Consider the following 16568-nt stretch of genomic DNA (forward strand, 5'->3'; position numbering starts at 1 on the left):
CGGGACACGAGAGTTACGACAACCTACGTCGGCGCCAGCTTCGGCCGGCCGTAGATCGCATCCGCCCGTTTCTCGAACGCCGTCGAGAAACGCGCGAACGCGGCATCGAACATCGAGCCCATCAGCATCGCCAGCATGCGGCTCTTGAATTCGTAGGCGAGGAAGAAACCGACGTCGCAGACGCCCTCGCCTTTGGGCTCGAACGTCCAGCGGTTTTCGAGGTTGCTGAACGGACCTTGCAGATATTCGACCAGGATTTTCAGATTGGCGCGATCGAGCGTCACCCGGCTGGTGAAGGATTCCCTGACCAGCTTGAACGACACCGTCATGTCGGCGACCAGCACCTCGGTGCCGTCGGGCTTGGCCATGCGCTGGCGCACCTTGAGCGCGCTGCACAGCGGCACGAATTCCGGGTAACGCTCGACGTCGGCGACCAGATCGAACATCTCGGATGCGCTGTGATCGACACGGCGCTTGCTCGAAAATTTGGGCATGTCAGTTCAGCGCGCGCTGGCTGCCCGCGCGGCCTTCAGTCTCGCAAAGTCCTCGCCGGCGTGATGCGAGGAACGGGTGAGCGGGCTCGCCGACACCATCAGAAAGCCCTTGGTGTAGGCGACCTTTTCATACGAGGAGAACTCGTCCGGCGGCACATAGCGCATCACGGCGTGGTGTTTGCGGGTCGGCTGGAGATATTGGCCGATGGTGAGGAAATCGACGTCGGCCGAGCGCAGATCGTCCATCACCTGCTGTACCTCGTGGCGCTCCTCGCCGAGGCCGACCATGATGCCCGATTTGGTGAAGATGCTGGGATCGAGCTCCTTGACCCGCTGCAGCAGCCGGATCGAGTGGAAATAGCGCGCGCCGGGCCGCACCGTCAGGTAACGCGACGGCACGGTCTCGAGATTGTGGTTGAACACGTCGGGCCGCGCCGCGACGACGACCTCGAGCGCGCCTTCCTTGCGCAGGAAGTCCGGCGTCAAAATCTCGATCGTGGTCGTGGGACAGGCAGCGCGGATGGCGCGGATGGTCTGGGCGAAATGCTCGGCGCCGCCGTCAGTGAGATCGTCGCGGTCGACCGAGGTGATGACGACGTGGGCGAGGCCCAGCTTGGCCACGGCCTCGGCGACATTTTGCGGCTCGGCCGCATCGAGCGCATTGGGCAGGCCGGTCTTGACGTTGCAGAACGCGCAGGCGCGGGTGCAGGTGTCACCCATGATCATGAAGGTCGCGTGCTTCTTGTCCCAGCACTCGCCGATATTTGGGCAGCCCGCCTCCTCGCACACCGTGTGCAGGCCGTTGGCGCGCACGATGTTGCGGGTGTCGGCATAGCCGCGGGTGTTGGGCGCGCGCACGCGAATCCAGTCCGGCTTCGGCGGCGAAGCGGAATCGGGGCGATTCACCTTTTCGGGGTGGCGCGGGCGCAGCGGGTTCGTGATGGTATCGACAATAACGACCATGATCTGTCCGGTCTGTTCAGGTCCTACCTAGTCGGTCTGGCTGCCTGCCGCAACCCGGCTCGCCCCGCTTCAGGGAACATGGCAGATATGGGCAATATCCTGCTCAGTTCTCAGGCGATTCTCACCTCAAATGGCTCCAGTCTCGAAGGCTTCCACATCCCGGCTCGGCAAACGGCTCAAGCGCGACTTTTTCGACCGCGACGTCCGCGAAGTTGCCCACGACCTGATCGGAGCAACCATGCTGGTCGACGGCGTCGGCGGGATCATCGTCGAGGTCGAGGCCTATCATCATACCGAGCCGGCCGCGCACTCCTTCAACGGTCCGACGCCGCGGAACCAGATCATGTTCGGCCCGCCCGGCTTTGCCTATGTCTACCGCTCCTACGGCATCCACTGGTGCGTCAATTTCGTCTGCGAGGAAGCGGGCTCGGCCGCCGCCGTCCTGATCCGCGCATTGGAGCCGACGCATGGCCTGGCCGCGATGCGCCGCCGCCGCCATCTCCAGGAGGTGCAGGCGCTGTGCTCCGGCCCCGGCAAGCTGACCGAGGCACTCGGCATCACCATCGCTCACAACACCTTGCCCGTGGACCGGCCGCCCATTGCGCTGCATGCGCGGACGGAAGACGTCGAGGTCGCGACCGGCATCCGGATCGGCATTACCAAGGCGGTCGAGCTGCCCTGGCGCTATGGCGTCAGGGGCTCGAAGTTCCTCAGCAAGCCGTTCCCGAAATAGGCCTAGGAGGCCTGTTTCAGCCGCTCCAGCGCCTCCAGCAGCTTGGCCTTGCGGGCCAGCGCGGCCTCGCGCTTTTCGCGCTCCTCCTCGACGACCTCCTCGGCCGCGTTGGCGACGAATTTTTCATTCGCGAGCTTGGATTCGGCGCGCTTGATGTCGGCGTCGGCCTTGGCGATCTCCTTGTCGAGACGCGTCTGTTCGGCGCCGACATCGATCACGCCCTTCAGCGGCAGCGCGGCTACTTCGCCGCGTACGAGCAGCTGGACGGCGCCGTCAGGCACTGTGTCGGCGAAGGAGATATCGGACAGCCGCGCCATCCGCTTGATCACGTCGGTCCAGCGCGGCGCACGCTCCTTGGTCTCGGCCGAAGCACCTGCGAGCACCAGCGCGGTCAGCGTGGCCGGCTGGATGTTCATCTCGGCGCGCACCGAGCGGATCTGCGTGACGAGGTCGATGACCCAGCCGATCTCGGCTTCCGCCTTGGGATCGCTGAAATCGGCATGGTTGAACATCGGTATGACGAAAGCCGGCGAGACGAATGGATCGGTCGCACCGGTTGCTGCGGTCAGCATCGCGAGCTGCTCCGGCGTCGGCGCAGACGTCTTCAACGGCCATTCCGCCAGGGCCAGCAGGCCGTCACGCTTGGCCGTGACCTCCCACAGCTCCTCGGTGATGAAGGGCATGAAGGGGTGGAGCAGCTTCAGGATCTCGTCGCGTGCCCAGGCAACCATGGCGCGGGTCTCGTCCTTGGCGGGGCTGTCGGGACCGAGCAGCACCGGCTTTGCGAGCTCGAGATACCAGTCGCAATAGACGTTCCAGACGAAACGGTAGATCGCGCCGGCCGCATCGTTGAAGCGGTAGGCCTCGATCGCCTCGGTCACCTCACGCGTGGTGTGCGCGCTCTCATGCGCGATCCAGCGGTTGAGCGTCTCCTTCACCTTCGCCGGCTCAAAACCCTCGGGCACGGCGCAGTGGTTCATCTCGGCGAAGCGCGAGGCGTTCCAGAGCTTGGTCGCGAAGTTGCGGTAGCCCTCGACGCGGCTGGTGGCGAGCTTGATGTCGCGCCCCTGCGCCGCCATCGCGGCCAGCGTGAAGCGCAGCGCGTCGGCGCCGTATTCGTCGATCAGATTGAGCGGGTCGATGACGTTGCCCTTCGACTTCGACATCTTGGCGCCCTTCTCGTCACGGACGAGCGCGTGGATGTAGACGGTCGAGAACGGCACTTCCTTCATGAAGTGCAGGCCCATCATCATCATGCGGGCGACCCAGAAGAAGATGATGTCGAAGCCGGTGACGAGCGCGTTGGTCGGGTAATAGCGCTTCACCTCGGGCGCGTCTTCCGGCCAGCCGAGCGTCGAGAATGGCCACAGCGCCGAGGAGAACCAGGTGTCGAGCACGTCCTCGTCGCGCGTGATGAAGCCTTCGCGCTTGTTGCGGTCGAGCGCCATCTCGCGGCCCTGCTCGGCCGTGATGACCTCCTGCTCGACGTAATAGCCGAGCGCGTGGCTGATGGCCTCCTCCTCGGTCTCGGCGACGAAGACCTTGCCGTCCGGGCCGTACCAGGCGGGGATCTGATGGCCCCACCAGAGCTGGCGCGAGATGCACCAGGGCTGGATGTTCTCCATCCACTCGTAATAGGTCTTTTCCCAGTTCTTCGGCACGAAGGAGGTCTCGCCCGAACGCACCGCGGCGATCGCGGGTTTTGCCAGCGTCTTGGCGTCGACATACCACTGGTCGGTCAGATAGGGCTCGATCACGCTGTTGGAGCGGTCGCCATGCGGCACCATGTGGGTGTGCGGCTCGATCCGCTCGACGAAGCCGAAACTCTCCAGCCGCTCGACGATGCGCTTGCGCGCCGCGAAGCGGTCGACCTTGTGAAACTCCTCGGCGAATTGCGCCGCGCCTTCCGGCAGGTCGCGCAAATAATCCTCGTTGCCGACAAGGTCGAGGCATCCCTCCCTGTCGAGCACGCTGATGCGGGCGAGGCCGTGGCGATTGCCCACCTCGAAATCGTTGAAATCGTGCGCCGGCGTCACCTTGACCGCGCCCGAGCCCTTGTCCGGATCGGAATATTCGTCGGCGACGATTTTGATCTTGCGGCCGACCAGCGGCAGGATGACGTTCTTGCCGATCAGCTTCTGATAGCGCTCGTCCTCGGGATGCACGGCAACGCCGGTGTCGCCGAGCATGGTCTCGGGGCGCGTCGTGGCGACGACGATGAAGGTCAAGGGATCTTCGGGGTTGAAATTCTTGCCCTCGATCGGATAGCGCAGATACCAGAGGTGGCCCTTCACCTCGGTCTGCTGCACTTCGAGATCGGAGATCGCGGTCAAGAGCTTGGTGTCCCAGTTCACCAGGCGCTTGTCCTTGTAGATCAGGCCGTCGCGGTGCAGCGCGACGAACACCTTGATGACGGCCTTGGACAGGCCCTCGTCCATGGTGAAGCGCTCACGCGACCAGTCGCAGGACGCGCCAAGGCGCTTGAGCTGGTTGATGATGGTGTCGCCGCTCTCGGCCTTCCACTGCCAGACCCGCTCCAGAAATTTCTCGCGGCCCATCTCGCGACGGCCGGGCTGCTGGCGCTCCATCAGCTGCCGCTCGACCACCATCTGGGTGGCGATGCCGGCATGGTCGGTGCCGGGCTGCCACAGCACGTCACGGCCGCGCATCCGCTCGAACCGGCAGAGGATGTCCTGGAGCGTGTTGTTCAGGGCATGGCCCATGTGCAGCGAGCCCGTCACGTTGGGCGGCGGGATCACAATGGTAAAGGGCACGGCGTCGCGGCGATCGGGGCGGCCGGCCTTGAACGCAAGGCTGTCCTCCCACACCACGGACATGCGGGCTTCGATATCGGCGGGCTGGTAATTTTTCTCGATCATGGGGTCGCTAGAAAGCCGCGCGCGGGGCTCAAGTCAACGGAAAGCTCAGCGGCAAAAGGGCTTTCCGGCCCGACCGGCAGGCCGGTCATGGCACAGGAGCAGGGCTTTATCGGGGCCGGCCGGGCGTCCTACCTGCCGCCGCGCGAGACCCGCTCGATTTCTGCCTTCACGATGCGTTCGACCATGCCCGGCAGATTGTCGTCCAGCCAGGATTTCAGCATCGGGCGCAGCATCTCCTTGACCAGATCCTCCAGCGTCCGCGCGTTGCTGCTCAGCACCGTGTGGGCCAGGGAGTTGAAGGCGGATTCGACTGCAGAAACGGTCGATTGCGCCAGGATCGGCTGCTGCGGCGGCAAGGGCGGTGCGTCGAAATCGACAGGCGCGTATGACGGTGCCGGTGCGGGGCGCGGCGGCGGCGCCTCGGCGAATTCGAGATCGTCACGCGGCTCGACCCTGCGGAAGCTCGGCGGCGGCGGGGCCGGTGTCGGCTCCGGATCCATCGCCATCTCGTCAGTCAATTCGAGGACGTCGGGCTCGGGCTCTGGTTCCGGCGCGCGGACCTCGGGCGCAGGCGTCGCTGAATCGAGCCCTGCCAGCAGCGCGTCGATATCGTCCTGGCTGTTGGGACCGGCATCTGCCGCCGGCGCGGGCGGTGGCGGCGCAGGAGCCGGCTTTGCGGCCGGCGGCGCTGCGGGCTTCTCGGCAGCTGGCTTGGCGGGGGCAACCTTTGAGGGTGGAATGTCGTTCATCGCCTGCGGCTTTGGCGCAGCCGCGGCGGGCGCAGGCTTTGCAGCTTCGGCCGGCGGCGGCTTGGCCTCATCGTCGGCAATGATGCGCCGGATCGAGGCCAGAATCTCCTCCATCGAGGGTTCTGTGACCTTTGCAGGCTGCGTCATCTCCGACTCCACATCATCAACGCCCTCGCATGCGTTGTTTTACACCAAGCACGACAGGATTGGCCGGTTCCGCAACGGACGCCCCGACATTTTCGTCGCGGCGACCCGACTTGTCCCCAGTTCACGGCTCAATTTGCGGCGGTGCGCCCCTGCCCCCGGCACTCAAGCTTTACGCACACGACAACGGTTGCGGGCGAATCGACCCGCACCTTCTTGGCAAGGCTATGTCAGGGATTTTGACGATTGCAAGCAAAGCACCGGTCGACCTCAACTGTTTGCGAGGTCGACCGGGGAATTACGGCAATCAGCGTCCGTCAGGCGTGCGAACGCCGGCCCAGCTGTCGCGGACCTGCTGATAGTGCACGCTGGGATCGTAGACAGTGGTGTTGAGACCGAGCACCTGCGGTGCGAGACGACCGACCGCGTTGAGCACCGAGTAGGACGCAACCACGCGATCGTGCTGCGCGGTCACCAGTGCAACGCGGGCATTGACCAGCGCCTGCTGGGCGTTGAGTACGTCGAGCGTGGTGCGCTGTCCTGCCTTGGCTTCTTCGCGCACGCCGTTCAATGCGATTTCAGAGGCTGTGACCTGCGCCTGTGCGGACTGCACTTGCGCCTTGCCGGCTTCCAGCTGGCCCCACGCCTGCACGACGTTGGCGCGGGTCTGGTCGCGGGTGGTTTCGAGGTTCAGACGCTGCTGCGCCAGGTTCTCTTTCGATTGGCGGATCAGCGCATATTCCGCGCCGCCCTGGAAGATCGGAATGGACGCTGTCGCGATGGCGGATGCCGTATTCGTTCGGAAGACGCTCAAGGTCTGTTGATAGGCCGTGCTGACACCAGCCTGGACCGTCACCGTCGGCAGCAGTGCGCCTTCGTTGATCTTGACCTGGAGATAGTTGACGTCGATGCCGAACATCGCCGCCGTGACGTTCGGGTTCTCCACCAGGCTGAGATTGACCGCCGAAGCGATCGTCGTCGGCAGGAAACGATCGACTGGCGAACCCGGAGCCAGGTTCGTTGGCTCGTTGCCGATGATCCGGCGGAAGTTCGCGCGCGTCGTCGTGAGATTCGATTCGGCGGTCAGCGCCTGGGTCCGGCCGGCGGCAAGCTGCGCTTCTGACTGCGCCACGTCGGTGCGCGTCACCTCGCCGACATTGAAGCGGTCGCGCGTCTGCTTGAGCGTCTGTTCCAGCACGCGCACGTTGCTGCGTTGAACTTCGAGCGTCGCCGCGTCACGCAGATAGTCCATGTAAGTCGTGGCGGCCTGCAGCAAGACAGTCTGCTCGAGCACGCGCAACGCTTCGCGCGCCCCCGAAACCTGGCTCTCGGCCGCGCGCGTCCTGTTGGCGGTCTGGTTGCCGTTGTAGAGCGTCTGGTTGACGGTCAGACTCGCGCTGTTGGGCTGAAGGGGAAGTGTGACGATCGTACCCTTCTGTGACGTCTGGACATCCTGATAATTATACCCGGTGCCGAGAGTCACATTGACCTTCGGGCGATAGCCCGACAGGGCCTGCGGCACGTTTTCGTCAGTCGAGCGCACCTGGGCGCGCTGTGCGTTGAGCTGCGGATTGTTCTGATAGGCGCGCACCAAGGCGGCCTCGATCGTATCCGCCAAGGCAGGCGTCGGCCCTGCAAGCGCCAGCAACAGGACCGAAACCGCAGCTCCGGTGAAGAGCTTCACCCCATGCATCCCAAAAATTCCGTTCATTCTAACGCCCGGCTCGTGCCCGCGAGCTGGGTTACCGTAACCGAGTGGAGTCGTTGCCCCGCCGCAACATAGGATGCGGATGGGCGTGACGGAACTACCTCACGGTATTTCCCGGTGGAAACTCTTCACGTGCAGCATCCCGGCCACACTTCTGATTCAGAATGGGATTTTAACAGGCCGAAGTCGCCAATCAGGCCGTCAGAAGACGAAGGTGGCCGCCCGCTCCAGCCCGGGGAGGACCGGGGCTGCGGCATCGAACAGGGCCCGGTGGCCGAATTCGCCGTGGGTACGGGTCACGATCATGGCCCGGGGCGGCTTGGATTCCGCAGACACTCCCACCAGACGCCCGCCCTCTTTGAGCTGACCGAGCACCGCCTCCGGCGTCACTTCAGTGGCGCCATTGAGGATGATCACGTCATAGGGAGCGGCAGATGCATCGCCCTCGGTGCAGGCCGCAGCCTTGCAGGTGACATTGGCGAGGCCGAGGCCGGCACATGCATCCTTGGCCTTCGCGGCCAGAGTCGGATCGCAGTCGGTCGCCGTGACCTGTTTCGCGAGCTTGGCCGCCAGCGCGGCCAGATAGCCCGTGGCACAGCCGACCACCAGCACGTTGTCACCCTCGCCGATCTCGGCGGCCTGGAGCAGCTTGCCGGTCAGCTGCGGCTTGATCAGGAAGCGCTTGGCGCCGCCCTCGCTCACATCGAGGTCGAGATCGAGATAGGCCAGAGCCTGCTTGGCCGCGGGCACGAAGGCCTCGCGCGGAACCGTGAGCATGGCGTCAAGAATACGGCGATCGGTGACGTCATTGGTGCGCACCTGGCCATCGACCATTTTTTGGCGCGCGGTCGAGAAACCGGACATTTGCGGACCCTGAAATGCGGACGATGCCGCGGACGGAAGTTGGCGGCATCTTTGGAACATGCCCGGCAAAAACGCAACATGGCCGTTGGCATGCGCCAGCCGGCGCTTCCGCAACTCGCCGTATCAGGGGCGTGACGGACTATTCGATCGTCACCGCGAGGCGGCCGATCAGGGCCGCGACCTCGTCCAGCCGTGCCGAATCGGGAGTCTCGACTGCGCGCTGGAGACAGGCGAGACATTCATCGTCGCTGAGTTCGGGAACGTCGGCCGGCAGAATCGAGGGAGCCAGGTGGGCGCGGTCGATCTGGATGTCGGGCATGGGAATCAGCTCCGTAAAAATCCGGCGATTGCGAAGCTCAATGCGAATTAAGTCGATTTGTTGCCGCCCGCCCGGTGCGAAGAGTGCCTGTGGACACATCTGCTTGAACGCGATTCTGCGCCTGATCGGCTGGACAAGTCTTGAGATCCCGCTTGAACGGCATCGCGCGCCGCATCAGGACACGGCGTCAAGTTTTTGAATTTTAAGCGGAAATTGGCTCCCCGGGCTGGATTCGAACCAGCGACCATCCGATTAACAGTCGGATGCTCTACCGCTGAGCTACCGAGGAAAAGGCGAACCGTTCGTTCGCGCGCGGCTGCGTATAACAAAGCCGATTGCGCTTGCAAAGGACGAATTCGTCATCTTCCGCAACGCATGTGAGGAAGGGCCCTCCTGACGTTTCCTGGCGGCCCCTCTTCCGGTCATGAGCGCCGGACTATTCGGCGATGAAGGACGTGGTCTTGGTGCCGGGGTCGTAGCGCAGCCGCAGCGCTGTGATTTTGCAGAGATTGACGTTCTTCCAGAGCACGGCCTCGTCATAGTTCTGCCAGTCGACGCGGATGTTCCAGACGCAGCCCTCGTCATCCTCGTCGAACTCGACATAGGTCGAGGTCTGGTTCTGCAAAACCTTGTCCAGCTCGTTGTCCCATTCGTCGAGGCCATCGTCCGGAGCGTTGAAGCCGAGGAACTTGATGGCATAGCCCGTCTCGTTGACGACGTTGACGTTGCGGGCGTCGGCCGCGAATGACGGCGCGGCAGCGATCGAAAGGCCGATCGCGAGCAGTGCGGACAGAAAATACTTCATGAGAAAATCTCCCGATCGAAACAGGCTCGCGGCGCCTGACGTCGACTGGCGCAGGCGCAGCAAGCAAAAATGGCGTTGCCTTGAAAACTTCGTCCGGAGCCGGATCGAGGGGTGCAACACGCCATCGATCCGCACTCCGGCTGCTGCACGACGCGAGACGCGCAACGACCTAGTTCATATCGATTCGAATTCTCCGCAGCAATGAACCGGCATTCATAGATCCGCGGAGTTTGTTGTCTCCGCGCCGCGGTATCGTCGCCACACACCACACGGATTGCCTCTCGAAAGATGGGCCCTGCTCTGCAGCGCAGGACATCGCGTGTGCAGACACGCCTTCGCAGCCTCGCGGCTCATCCCGCCCGAGCTATTGCCTGGTCACATCACCCTCCTCGTCAGAGGGTGCAGGGAAGACCGAGTGCCGGCCGGGCACCCACGGTCCACTGTGCGAAGGTTGCGCTACAAAAGGCTGCACAGCGGCATACAGGTGAGGCCAAACATCCGGCCTTCCCTGCGCAGTGGTTTTACGGCTTATGCCGCGCTCTCCCCGGGGAGCGATGCACTATTGCCCCCGTCGCCTTGCAGATGACTGATGTACGTGCCCGGTCGGGCCGCCACATCACCGCAAGACTTGACGCACAGACCCCGGGCGTCAGGACCACACGGTTTTGCCGTACGCGGACCGCACCGGTCGTGTGCGCGACGGTTTTCGCTCACGGTTGCCCGCCCTGCGAACCTGCCGCGCCGGTATGGCCAGCGTCCACCACGGCTCACCCCGCGTTCGTGACGATCGCGATACGCCCCTCTGACAGGGATGAGGTGACGCAGGAATACGCCAAAGCCGAATTTCTGTAAAGGCGAATATTTTTACTCGCGCAGATTGACCGGGCTCTTGTGTGTTTTGCCCGCCGGGCAACACAAGCGGTCGTAGGCCATGATCTCAAGGCCGCCGGCACACCAGATCGATCTCGATCAGCGCGTCATAGGCAAGGCCGGTGACGCCGACGCAGGTGCGGGCCGGCAGCCGGTCGGGTGGGAAGAAGCTGCGATAGGTCTCGTTCATCGCGGCGTAGTCCTCCTTGAAGCGCGTCAGATAAATCCGCGTCATCACCACGTGCTCAAGGCCGAGATCGAGACCGGCGAGAACCACCTTCAAGTTCTCCATCACGGCCCGCGTCTGCGCGACGATGCCGTCAGGCAGCACGCCGGGCGCCTGCGGCGTGTCGGGCATCTGGCCGGTGACGAAGACGAAGCCGTCGGTCTCGACGGCGTGGCTGAAGGGCGCGACCGGCTTCGGGCCGCCGCTGATCATGTGGAATTTCACCTGACTTGTCCTTGTTACGATGCGTCCTGAAACAGGCGCTTGCTGAGAATGGCATGTACGCCCCAATTGCCGTCGACGACTTGCGTGACGCCGAAATCGACCGCGGCCGACATCAGCGCGATCGCTTCGTCCTCGCTGAGGGCCTTGGTGTTCATCAGGAAGCGCCGCATCTTGCGGAACGCGTCCTTCATGGCGAGGTCGAGCGAGGACTTTGCGTAGACCTCGCTCTGCCCCTGGGCGCCGAACTCGGCAAGGTAGTTCGGGTGGCTGAATCCGGTCAGCACCCAGTCGGTCGCGGTCTCGATCAGGGGATAGGAGAGATCGGCAAAGGGTTGGCCGGCGAGATCGGCCTTCTTGTGCAGGATCACCTCGAATGTCCCTGTCATCGAGCATTCGATCGCGGTGCCGCTGAGCTCGCCGTCACCTTGCGTCGCATGGGAATCACCGACCGACAGCAGCGCGCCGGGCACGGAGACCGGGAGATAGACGGTCGATCCCTTGCCCAGCCGCCAATTGTCGAGGTTGCCGCCGAAATAGGACGGCGGCACGGAATCGACGAAATCGACCTCGCGCGGCGCCACCGCGATCACACCGAAATGCGGCCGCAACGGAATACGGATACCATCGAGCACGGCGTGGCGGCGCTTGACGGTGCCGGGCGCGACGGGAACGCCGGGATAGTCATAGGTGCTGTGCACGACGCCGGAGGGATCGGTCTGCGGTTCCCAGCGGTAGGAATACAGCGCACGGGCGTGCGGCTCCTCGGGATCGTCGAATATCTCGTAGATGGTGACGATCTCCCGCGGCTTGGGACCGCCGAGAAACTCGTTGTAGTGATAGCCCCACCAGGCCGCGACCGAGGAGCCGAACACCCGGCCAGCATGCTGCGGACTGCGGCTGGCGCGCGGCACGATGTCGAGGATGCGCACTTCCAGCACGTCGCCGGGCTGGGCGTCCTTCACCGCAACGGGCCCGGTGCAGATGTGCACGCCAAACCCCTCGCCGGCGCCGCGGCCGAAGACACTCGCATTCATGGGCCCGGCGCCGCGACGATCGACGTTCTTTGTCTCGGCGGTCCAGCCGAACACGCTTTCGGCGCCGGGATCGCCCGCAATCATCATCTCCGGCGCGTCGGAGGCATGCTGGGTCAGCGTCTCGATGGTGATGGTGTCGCCCGAGGCGATCTCGATCTGCGGCGGCAGCGAGCGGCTGAAATAGCCCCAATGGACACGGCTGGCCTCGACCGGGAGATGGTGATGCCTGCGCTCCGCTGTTCGCGGTTCCGCAGCGTCGGTGCGGGACACGCTGCTGCGCGCTTCCAGGTTTTGATGGGCGCGAAGCTGGGCCAAGGCCTCCTGCGGCCAGCCGCGCTGGCCGGCCACACCGTGCTGCGACGTCACCCGCTCCGCCTCCTGCTGGCGGAATTCGCGCGGCGGCAGGCCGAAGCGATGCCGGAAGGCGCGGCTGAAATGCGCGGAATCGCCAAAGCCATAGGCATAGGCGATCTCCGAAATCGAGCGATGCGCCTCGGTTGGGTTGGACAGATCGGCCCAAGCGCGCTGGAGCCGGCGCTCGCGGACGTAATGCGTAAAGTTGTCGCCGACCGTCTCGAACAGCTTTTGCAAATAGCGCTCGGAGATGCCCTCAGCCTGCGCAACGCGGGCGGGCGCAAGCTCGGGATCGTCGAGCCGGCGCTCGATGGTCTGGCAGATCCGGTGCAGCAGCGCGGCCTGTGTTGCGCTCGATCCGCCATCGGAGGTCGAGGCCGCCAGCTGATGCGCAAGCGTCAAGAGCAGATCGACCAAGGACTGCGCCAGCAAATTCCATTCGCCGTCGCTCAACGTGTCGAGCGTGCGTGCGGTCGCGTCCAGCATGCGCGCGAACACATCGGCAAAGCCGCCTGGCGGCACAACGCGGGGCTCGCCGAGCCGCGGCTTGCCCGAGAGACGTCCATGCAGCGCTTGCGATGTCACGGACAGCACGATGGCGCGCATGTCGCGCTGGAACACGATGCTCCAGTTGCCGCTGCGCGGCAGCAGCACGAGATGGCCGACGGGAACGATGCGGTGGCCGGCGCCGCTCTTGAGCACCATGCCGTCCTCGACTGGCATCAGCGCGATCGGAAGATCTTCAGTCGATTGCGCGAGCGGCGCGACGCTCTGCGCGCCCGCGGCCATGCGGGTCAGTGCAACGCCGGTGGCATGACGATGCGAGGCCGTCGCGTGTCCGTCGTAGAAGGTATGATTGCCTGCCGGCTGCAAGCCGACCGCGGCCAGCACGTCCCGCCAAGCTTCGGGGCGGTCGCCTTGCGCGTAGGACTCGCTCGTGAACGGGCGGAAGCTCATCGGATCGACCCAGATTGCGGTCGATCGAAGCAACCTCTGTGCCAGCCGAACGCGGTCGTCCGTCGCAGCGACGGGTCGTAGATGAGGTTCGTTTGTCACGCGTTCATCCGGGAAATGGACTTTGCTTCAGAGTGTTAGGGTCTCCGTCATTCCGGGGCGCGCGTCAGCGCGAACCCGGAATCCATCAGGCGCAGAGAACGGTGGAGGAATGGATTCCGGGTTCGACGCTTCGCGTCGCCCCGGAATGACGAGACGGAGAGCATCAATCGCAACGGAACATGTTCTTGCGGATCGTGCCGTGGACGCCCCAATTGGCGTCGACGACCTGGGTGACGCCAAAATCGGCGCCGACCGACATCAGCGAGATCGCCTCGTCCTCGCTGAGGCCGTGCACGGTCATCAGGAACCGCCGCAGCTTGCGGAACGCATCGCGCATCGCCCGGTCGAGGCTGGAGTGATTGGCAATCTCGGTTTGCGCGTCGGCGCCGAGCGTCGCGAGATAGTTCGGATAGGTGAAGCCGTAGAACGACCAGGCATGGTCGGTCTCGAGCATGGGATGGTCGAGGCCTTCCAAATTGGTGCCGGCGAGGTCCGCCTTCTTGTGCAGGATGAATTCGAAATCGCCGGTCAGCGAGGTCTCGATCGCGGTGCCGCCGAGCTCGCTGTCGCCTTGCGCGGCATGGGGATCGCCGACCGAGAAATAGGCGCCGGGGACTGCGACCGGATAGAACATCCGCGCGCCCTTGCCGATGCGCCAGTCGTCGATATTGCCGCCGGTGTAGCTCGGCGGGATCGAGCTGACGAAATCGGCTTCCGACGGAGCAAGCCCCATGGTGCCGAAATGCAGCCGCGCCGGCACCTTCACGGCGGAGAGAATGTTCTCGCGTTTTTTGATGGTGGCGTGATCGACGCGGACGCCGGGATAATCGATGGTCGGATGCACGATGCCGTCGGGGTCGGTCTGCGGCGTCCAGACGTAATTGTAGACGGCCTTCGCATAGGGCTCGCCCGAGGTGTCGAGCTCGAAGATGGTGACGACCTCGCGCGGCTTCGGCTCCTCGATCAGGTCGTGATAGTGAAAGCCCCAATTGGCGGCGACATTGGAGCCGAAGCAGCGCCCGGCATGGCAGGCGCTGCAGCTCGGCCGCGGCCTGACATCGAGGATGCGCACCTCCAGAATGTCGCCGGGCTCGGCGCCTTCGATCGCCACGGGACCGGTGAGCAGATGCACGCCGATCCCCTCGCCTGCGCCGCGAATGAACGGGCCTTGGGTCGGGCCTGAGCCGCGGCGCGCGACCGCCTTGTGCTCGCGTGTCCACTGGAACACGCTCTCGGCGCCGGGATCGCCCTGGATCATGCGCTCGTAATCGTCATTGGCGTGGTGGGTCAGCGTCTCGATGGTGGCGCGATCCCCCGAGCGCAGCGTCAGGGCTGGCGCGACCTTCTTGGAGAAATAGCCCCAGTGGACGGTCTTCGGCGAAACCGGCAGGGTGACGTGCTTCATGAGATGGCCTCTTCGGGAGTCTTGAACGTTGCGGAGGCCGTGCTCATCGCACCGTCTCCGGAGTCTTGTCGGCGTCCATCACGCTGAGGAAACGCGCCGTCAGCGGATTGCGGGGATTGGAGAGCACCTCGTGCGCGGGCCCCTCCTCGATGATCCGGCCGCCGTTCAGGAACGCGACGCGGTCGGCGACCTCGTCGGCGAAGCGGATCTGGTGCGTCGAGATGATCATGGTGAGACCGTCGTCGATGGCGAGGCGCCGGATCACTTCCAGCACCTCGTTGACCAGTTCAGGGTCGAGCGCCGAGGTCGGCTCGTCCAGCAGCAGCACGCTCGGATTGGGCGCGAGCGCGCGGGCGATGGCGACGCGTTGCTGCTGACCGCCGGAGAGGTGCCGCGGCAGCGCATAGGCGCGATGCGAAAGGCCGACGCGGTCGAGCAGCTCGGTGGCGCGGCGATCGGCATCGATGCGGGTCATGCCGTGGACCCAGCGCAAGGGGCCGGCGATGTTCTCCCTGGCCGACAGATGGGCGAACAGGTTGAACTGCTGGAACACCATGCCGACGCCGACGCTGGCGCGCTCATTGGCGAGGTCGCGGGGCGACAGCGCCTTGCCATTGTCGCCGAAACCCAGCCGCCGTCCGCCGACGCGCACGGTGCCGCTGTCCCAGCTTTCGAGATGGTTGATGCAGCGGAGCAGCGTGCTCTTGCCGGAGCCGCTGGGACCGAGCAGCGCGACCACCTCGCCGACGCGGACGGTGAGGTCGAGGCCGCCAAGCACCTTTTGCGGGCCGTAGCTCTTGGTGAGGTCCTTTGTCTCGACCGCGATGTTGTTGCGCGCGATCGTGGCGGCGCGGCGGGCGCGTTCCTCGCTCGTCAGGGCGAGCGGCGGGGTTTCGACGAGCTCTGGCTGTGCGGGCTGCGGCTCATCAGCGGTGGCTGCGGCGAGCTCGAGCTTGGTGCCGAGATCGACGCGGCGCCACGGCAGGTAATCGGCGAGCTTGCGCTGGCGGCCGTCGGCGCGATCGAGATCGAGCAGCCACTCGACGAACAGCTGGATGACGCTGATGCTGGCCGTCAGCACGAGGTAGAGAAGACCCGAGGCGAAGAAGATCGAGAAGAAGTCGAAGGTCGAGGACGCCAGTTGCGTCGAGCGCAGCGTCAGCTCCTGCACCGCGACCACGGAGGCGAGCGAGGAATTTTTCAGCGCGCTCACGGCCTCGTTGCCGAAGGCCGGGATCATGGTGCGGATCGCCTGCGGCGCGATGATCCGCCACATCAGGATCCGGGGCGTCATGCCGAGCGCCTGCCCCGCGGTCACCTGCCCGCGGTCGACGCCGAGCACGCCGGCGCGCAGCATCTCGGCGATGAATGGCGCTTCGTTGCAGGCGAGCGCAAGGCCCGCCGCCAGCACCGCCGGCAGCTTGATGCCGATATGCGGCAGCGCGTCGTAGGCGAACACCATCTGCAGGATCAGCGGCGTGCCGCGGAAGATCACGGTGTAGGCCCTGGCGATCGCCGAGAGCAGCCAGAAGCGCGAGAGCTGCATGCCGGCGAGGATCAATCCCAGGATCAATCCACCGCCGAGCCCGAGCGCGGTCACCTCGAGGGTGAGCTCGATGCCCTCGAGCAGATACGGCATGCTCAGATAATGGAGGAACAGGGACATCAGCCGGCCGATGAGAGCGGGGATCAGATTTCGTGGAAAGGCAGGCGCCAGGAGCACGGTCCACCTCTCCCGGA

The 16568-nt window shown here is 64.8% G+C and carries 13 protein-coding genes and 1 tRNA gene; 1 reads left to right on the forward strand and 13 read right to left on the reverse strand.

Annotated elements, in window-relative coordinates:
• Positions 1-23 precede the first annotated feature (23 nt).
• Together HYH08_RS27160 and lipA are read right to left on the reverse strand one after the other, a co-directional pair.
• Positions 24-494 carry a type II toxin-antitoxin system RatA family toxin gene (locus HYH08_RS27160; protein ID WP_220012898.1) on the reverse strand — a complete coding sequence of 157 codons (471 nt, stop codon included), beginning with the start codon at positions 492-494 and terminating at the stop codon, positions 24-26.
• Between the two features lie 6 nt (positions 495-500).
• A complete protein-coding gene (lipA, locus tag HYH08_RS27165; protein WP_220012899.1) occupies positions 501-1457 on the reverse strand; it encodes a lipoyl synthase in 957 nt (318 codons plus the stop codon).
• Between the two features lie 130 nt (positions 1458-1587).
• Here lipA and HYH08_RS27170 point away from each other — a divergent pair, with 130 nt between their 5' ends.
• Positions 1588-2190 (forward strand): DNA-3-methyladenine glycosylase, encoded by a 603-nt coding sequence (locus HYH08_RS27170; RefSeq protein WP_220012900.1) that lies wholly within the window; start codon positions 1588-1590, stop codon positions 2188-2190.
• A gap of 2 nt (positions 2191-2192) precedes the next feature.
• On the opposite strand, the gene HYH08_RS27175 is transcribed toward HYH08_RS27170, so the two are convergent.
• The 11 genes from HYH08_RS27175 to HYH08_RS27225 all read right to left on the reverse strand — a co-directional run bounded on the left by HYH08_RS27175 (position 2193) and on the right by HYH08_RS27225 (position 16494).
• Positions 2193-5069 (reverse strand): valine--tRNA ligase, encoded by a 2877-nt coding sequence (locus tag HYH08_RS27175; RefSeq protein WP_220012901.1) that lies wholly within the window; start codon positions 5067-5069, stop codon positions 2193-2195.
• Positions 5070-5197: 128 nt separating this feature from the next.
• Entirely contained in the window at positions 5198-5965 is a 768-nt protein-coding gene (locus tag HYH08_RS27180; protein ID WP_220012902.1) for a PopZ family protein, read from the reverse strand.
• 304 nt (positions 5966-6269) lie between these two features.
• A complete protein-coding gene (locus tag HYH08_RS27185; RefSeq protein ID WP_220012903.1) occupies positions 6270-7655 on the reverse strand; it encodes a TolC family outer membrane protein in 1386 nt (461 codons plus the stop codon).
• 216 nt (positions 7656-7871) lie between these two features.
• On the reverse strand, positions 7872-8534 hold the full coding sequence (locus HYH08_RS27190; RefSeq protein ID WP_220012904.1) for a protein-L-isoaspartate O-methyltransferase family protein: 663 nt from the start codon (positions 8532-8534) through the stop codon (positions 7872-7874).
• 139 nt (positions 8535-8673) lie between these two features.
• Entirely contained in the window at positions 8674-8853 is a 180-nt protein-coding gene (locus tag HYH08_RS27195) for a hypothetical protein (RefSeq protein WP_220012905.1), read from the reverse strand.
• A 214-nt stretch (positions 8854-9067) separates the two neighbouring features.
• A tRNA-Asn gene (locus HYH08_RS27200) sits at positions 9068-9142 on the reverse strand.
• A gap of 147 nt (positions 9143-9289) precedes the next feature.
• Positions 9290-9658, reverse strand: coding sequence for a hypothetical protein (locus tag HYH08_RS27205; protein ID WP_220012906.1), 369 nt, complete (start codon positions 9656-9658; stop codon positions 9290-9292).
• Positions 9659-10595: 937 nt separating this feature from the next.
• Entirely contained in the window at positions 10596-10979 is a 384-nt protein-coding gene (locus tag HYH08_RS27210; protein WP_220012907.1) for a RidA family protein, read from the reverse strand.
• Positions 10980-10993: 14 nt separating this feature from the next.
• Entirely contained in the window at positions 10994-13324 is a 2331-nt protein-coding gene (locus HYH08_RS27215) for an acetamidase/formamidase family protein (protein ID WP_220013022.1), read from the reverse strand.
• A 262-nt stretch (positions 13325-13586) separates the two neighbouring features.
• On the reverse strand, positions 13587-14828 hold the full coding sequence (locus tag HYH08_RS27220; RefSeq protein WP_220012908.1) for an acetamidase/formamidase family protein: 1242 nt from the start codon (positions 14826-14828) through the stop codon (positions 13587-13589).
• 43 nt (positions 14829-14871) lie between these two features.
• Positions 14872-16494, reverse strand: a complete 1623-nt coding sequence (locus HYH08_RS27225; RefSeq protein ID WP_220013023.1) for an amino acid ABC transporter permease/ATP-binding protein — start codon at positions 16492-16494, stop codon at positions 14872-14874.
• Positions 16495-16568: the final 74 nt, after the last annotated feature.

This window comes from Bradyrhizobium sp. BR 10289 (assembly GCF_019455385.1).
Taxonomy (GTDB): domain Bacteria; phylum Pseudomonadota; class Alphaproteobacteria; order Rhizobiales; family Xanthobacteraceae; genus Bradyrhizobium.

Bases quoted from the DNA above. Each gene is read 5' to 3' on its own strand.
- HYH08_RS27225 (WP_220013023.1), bottom strand. From the start codon at position 16,494: ATGTCCCTGTTCCTCCATTATCTGAGCATGCCGTATCTGCTCGAGGGC.
- HYH08_RS27170 (WP_220012900.1), top strand. From the start codon at position 1,588: ATGGCTCCAGTCTCGAAGGCTTCCACATCCCGGCTCGGCAAACGGCTC.
- HYH08_RS27175 (WP_220012901.1), bottom strand. From the start codon at position 5,069: ATGATCGAGAAAAATTACCAGCCCGCCGATATCGAAGCCCGCATGTCC.
- HYH08_RS27185 (WP_220012903.1), bottom strand. From the start codon at position 7,655: ATGCATGGGGTGAAGCTCTTCACCGGAGCTGCGGTTTCGGTCCTGTTG.
- HYH08_RS27195 (WP_220012905.1), bottom strand. From the start codon at position 8,853: ATGCCCGACATCCAGATCGACCGCGCCCACCTGGCTCCCTCGATTCTG.
- lipA (WP_220012899.1), bottom strand. From the start codon at position 1,457: ATGGTCGTTATTGTCGATACCATCACGAACCCGCTGCGCCCGCGCCAC.
- HYH08_RS27180 (WP_220012902.1), bottom strand. From the start codon at position 5,965: ATGACGCAGCCTGCAAAGGTCACAGAACCCTCGATGGAGGAGATTCTG.
- HYH08_RS27160 (WP_220012898.1), bottom strand. From the start codon at position 494: ATGCCCAAATTTTCGAGCAAGCGCCGTGTCGATCACAGCGCATCCGAG.
- HYH08_RS27190 (WP_220012904.1), bottom strand. From the start codon at position 8,534: ATGTCCGGTTTCTCGACCGCGCGCCAAAAAATGGTCGATGGCCAGGTG.
- HYH08_RS27215 (WP_220013022.1), bottom strand. From the start codon at position 13,324: ATGAGCTTCCGCCCGTTCACGAGCGAGTCCTACGCGCAAGGCGACCGC.
- HYH08_RS27220 (WP_220012908.1), bottom strand. From the start codon at position 14,828: ATGAAGCACGTCACCCTGCCGGTTTCGCCGAAGACCGTCCACTGGGGC.
- HYH08_RS27205 (WP_220012906.1), bottom strand. From the start codon at position 9,658: ATGAAGTATTTTCTGTCCGCACTGCTCGCGATCGGCCTTTCGATCGCT.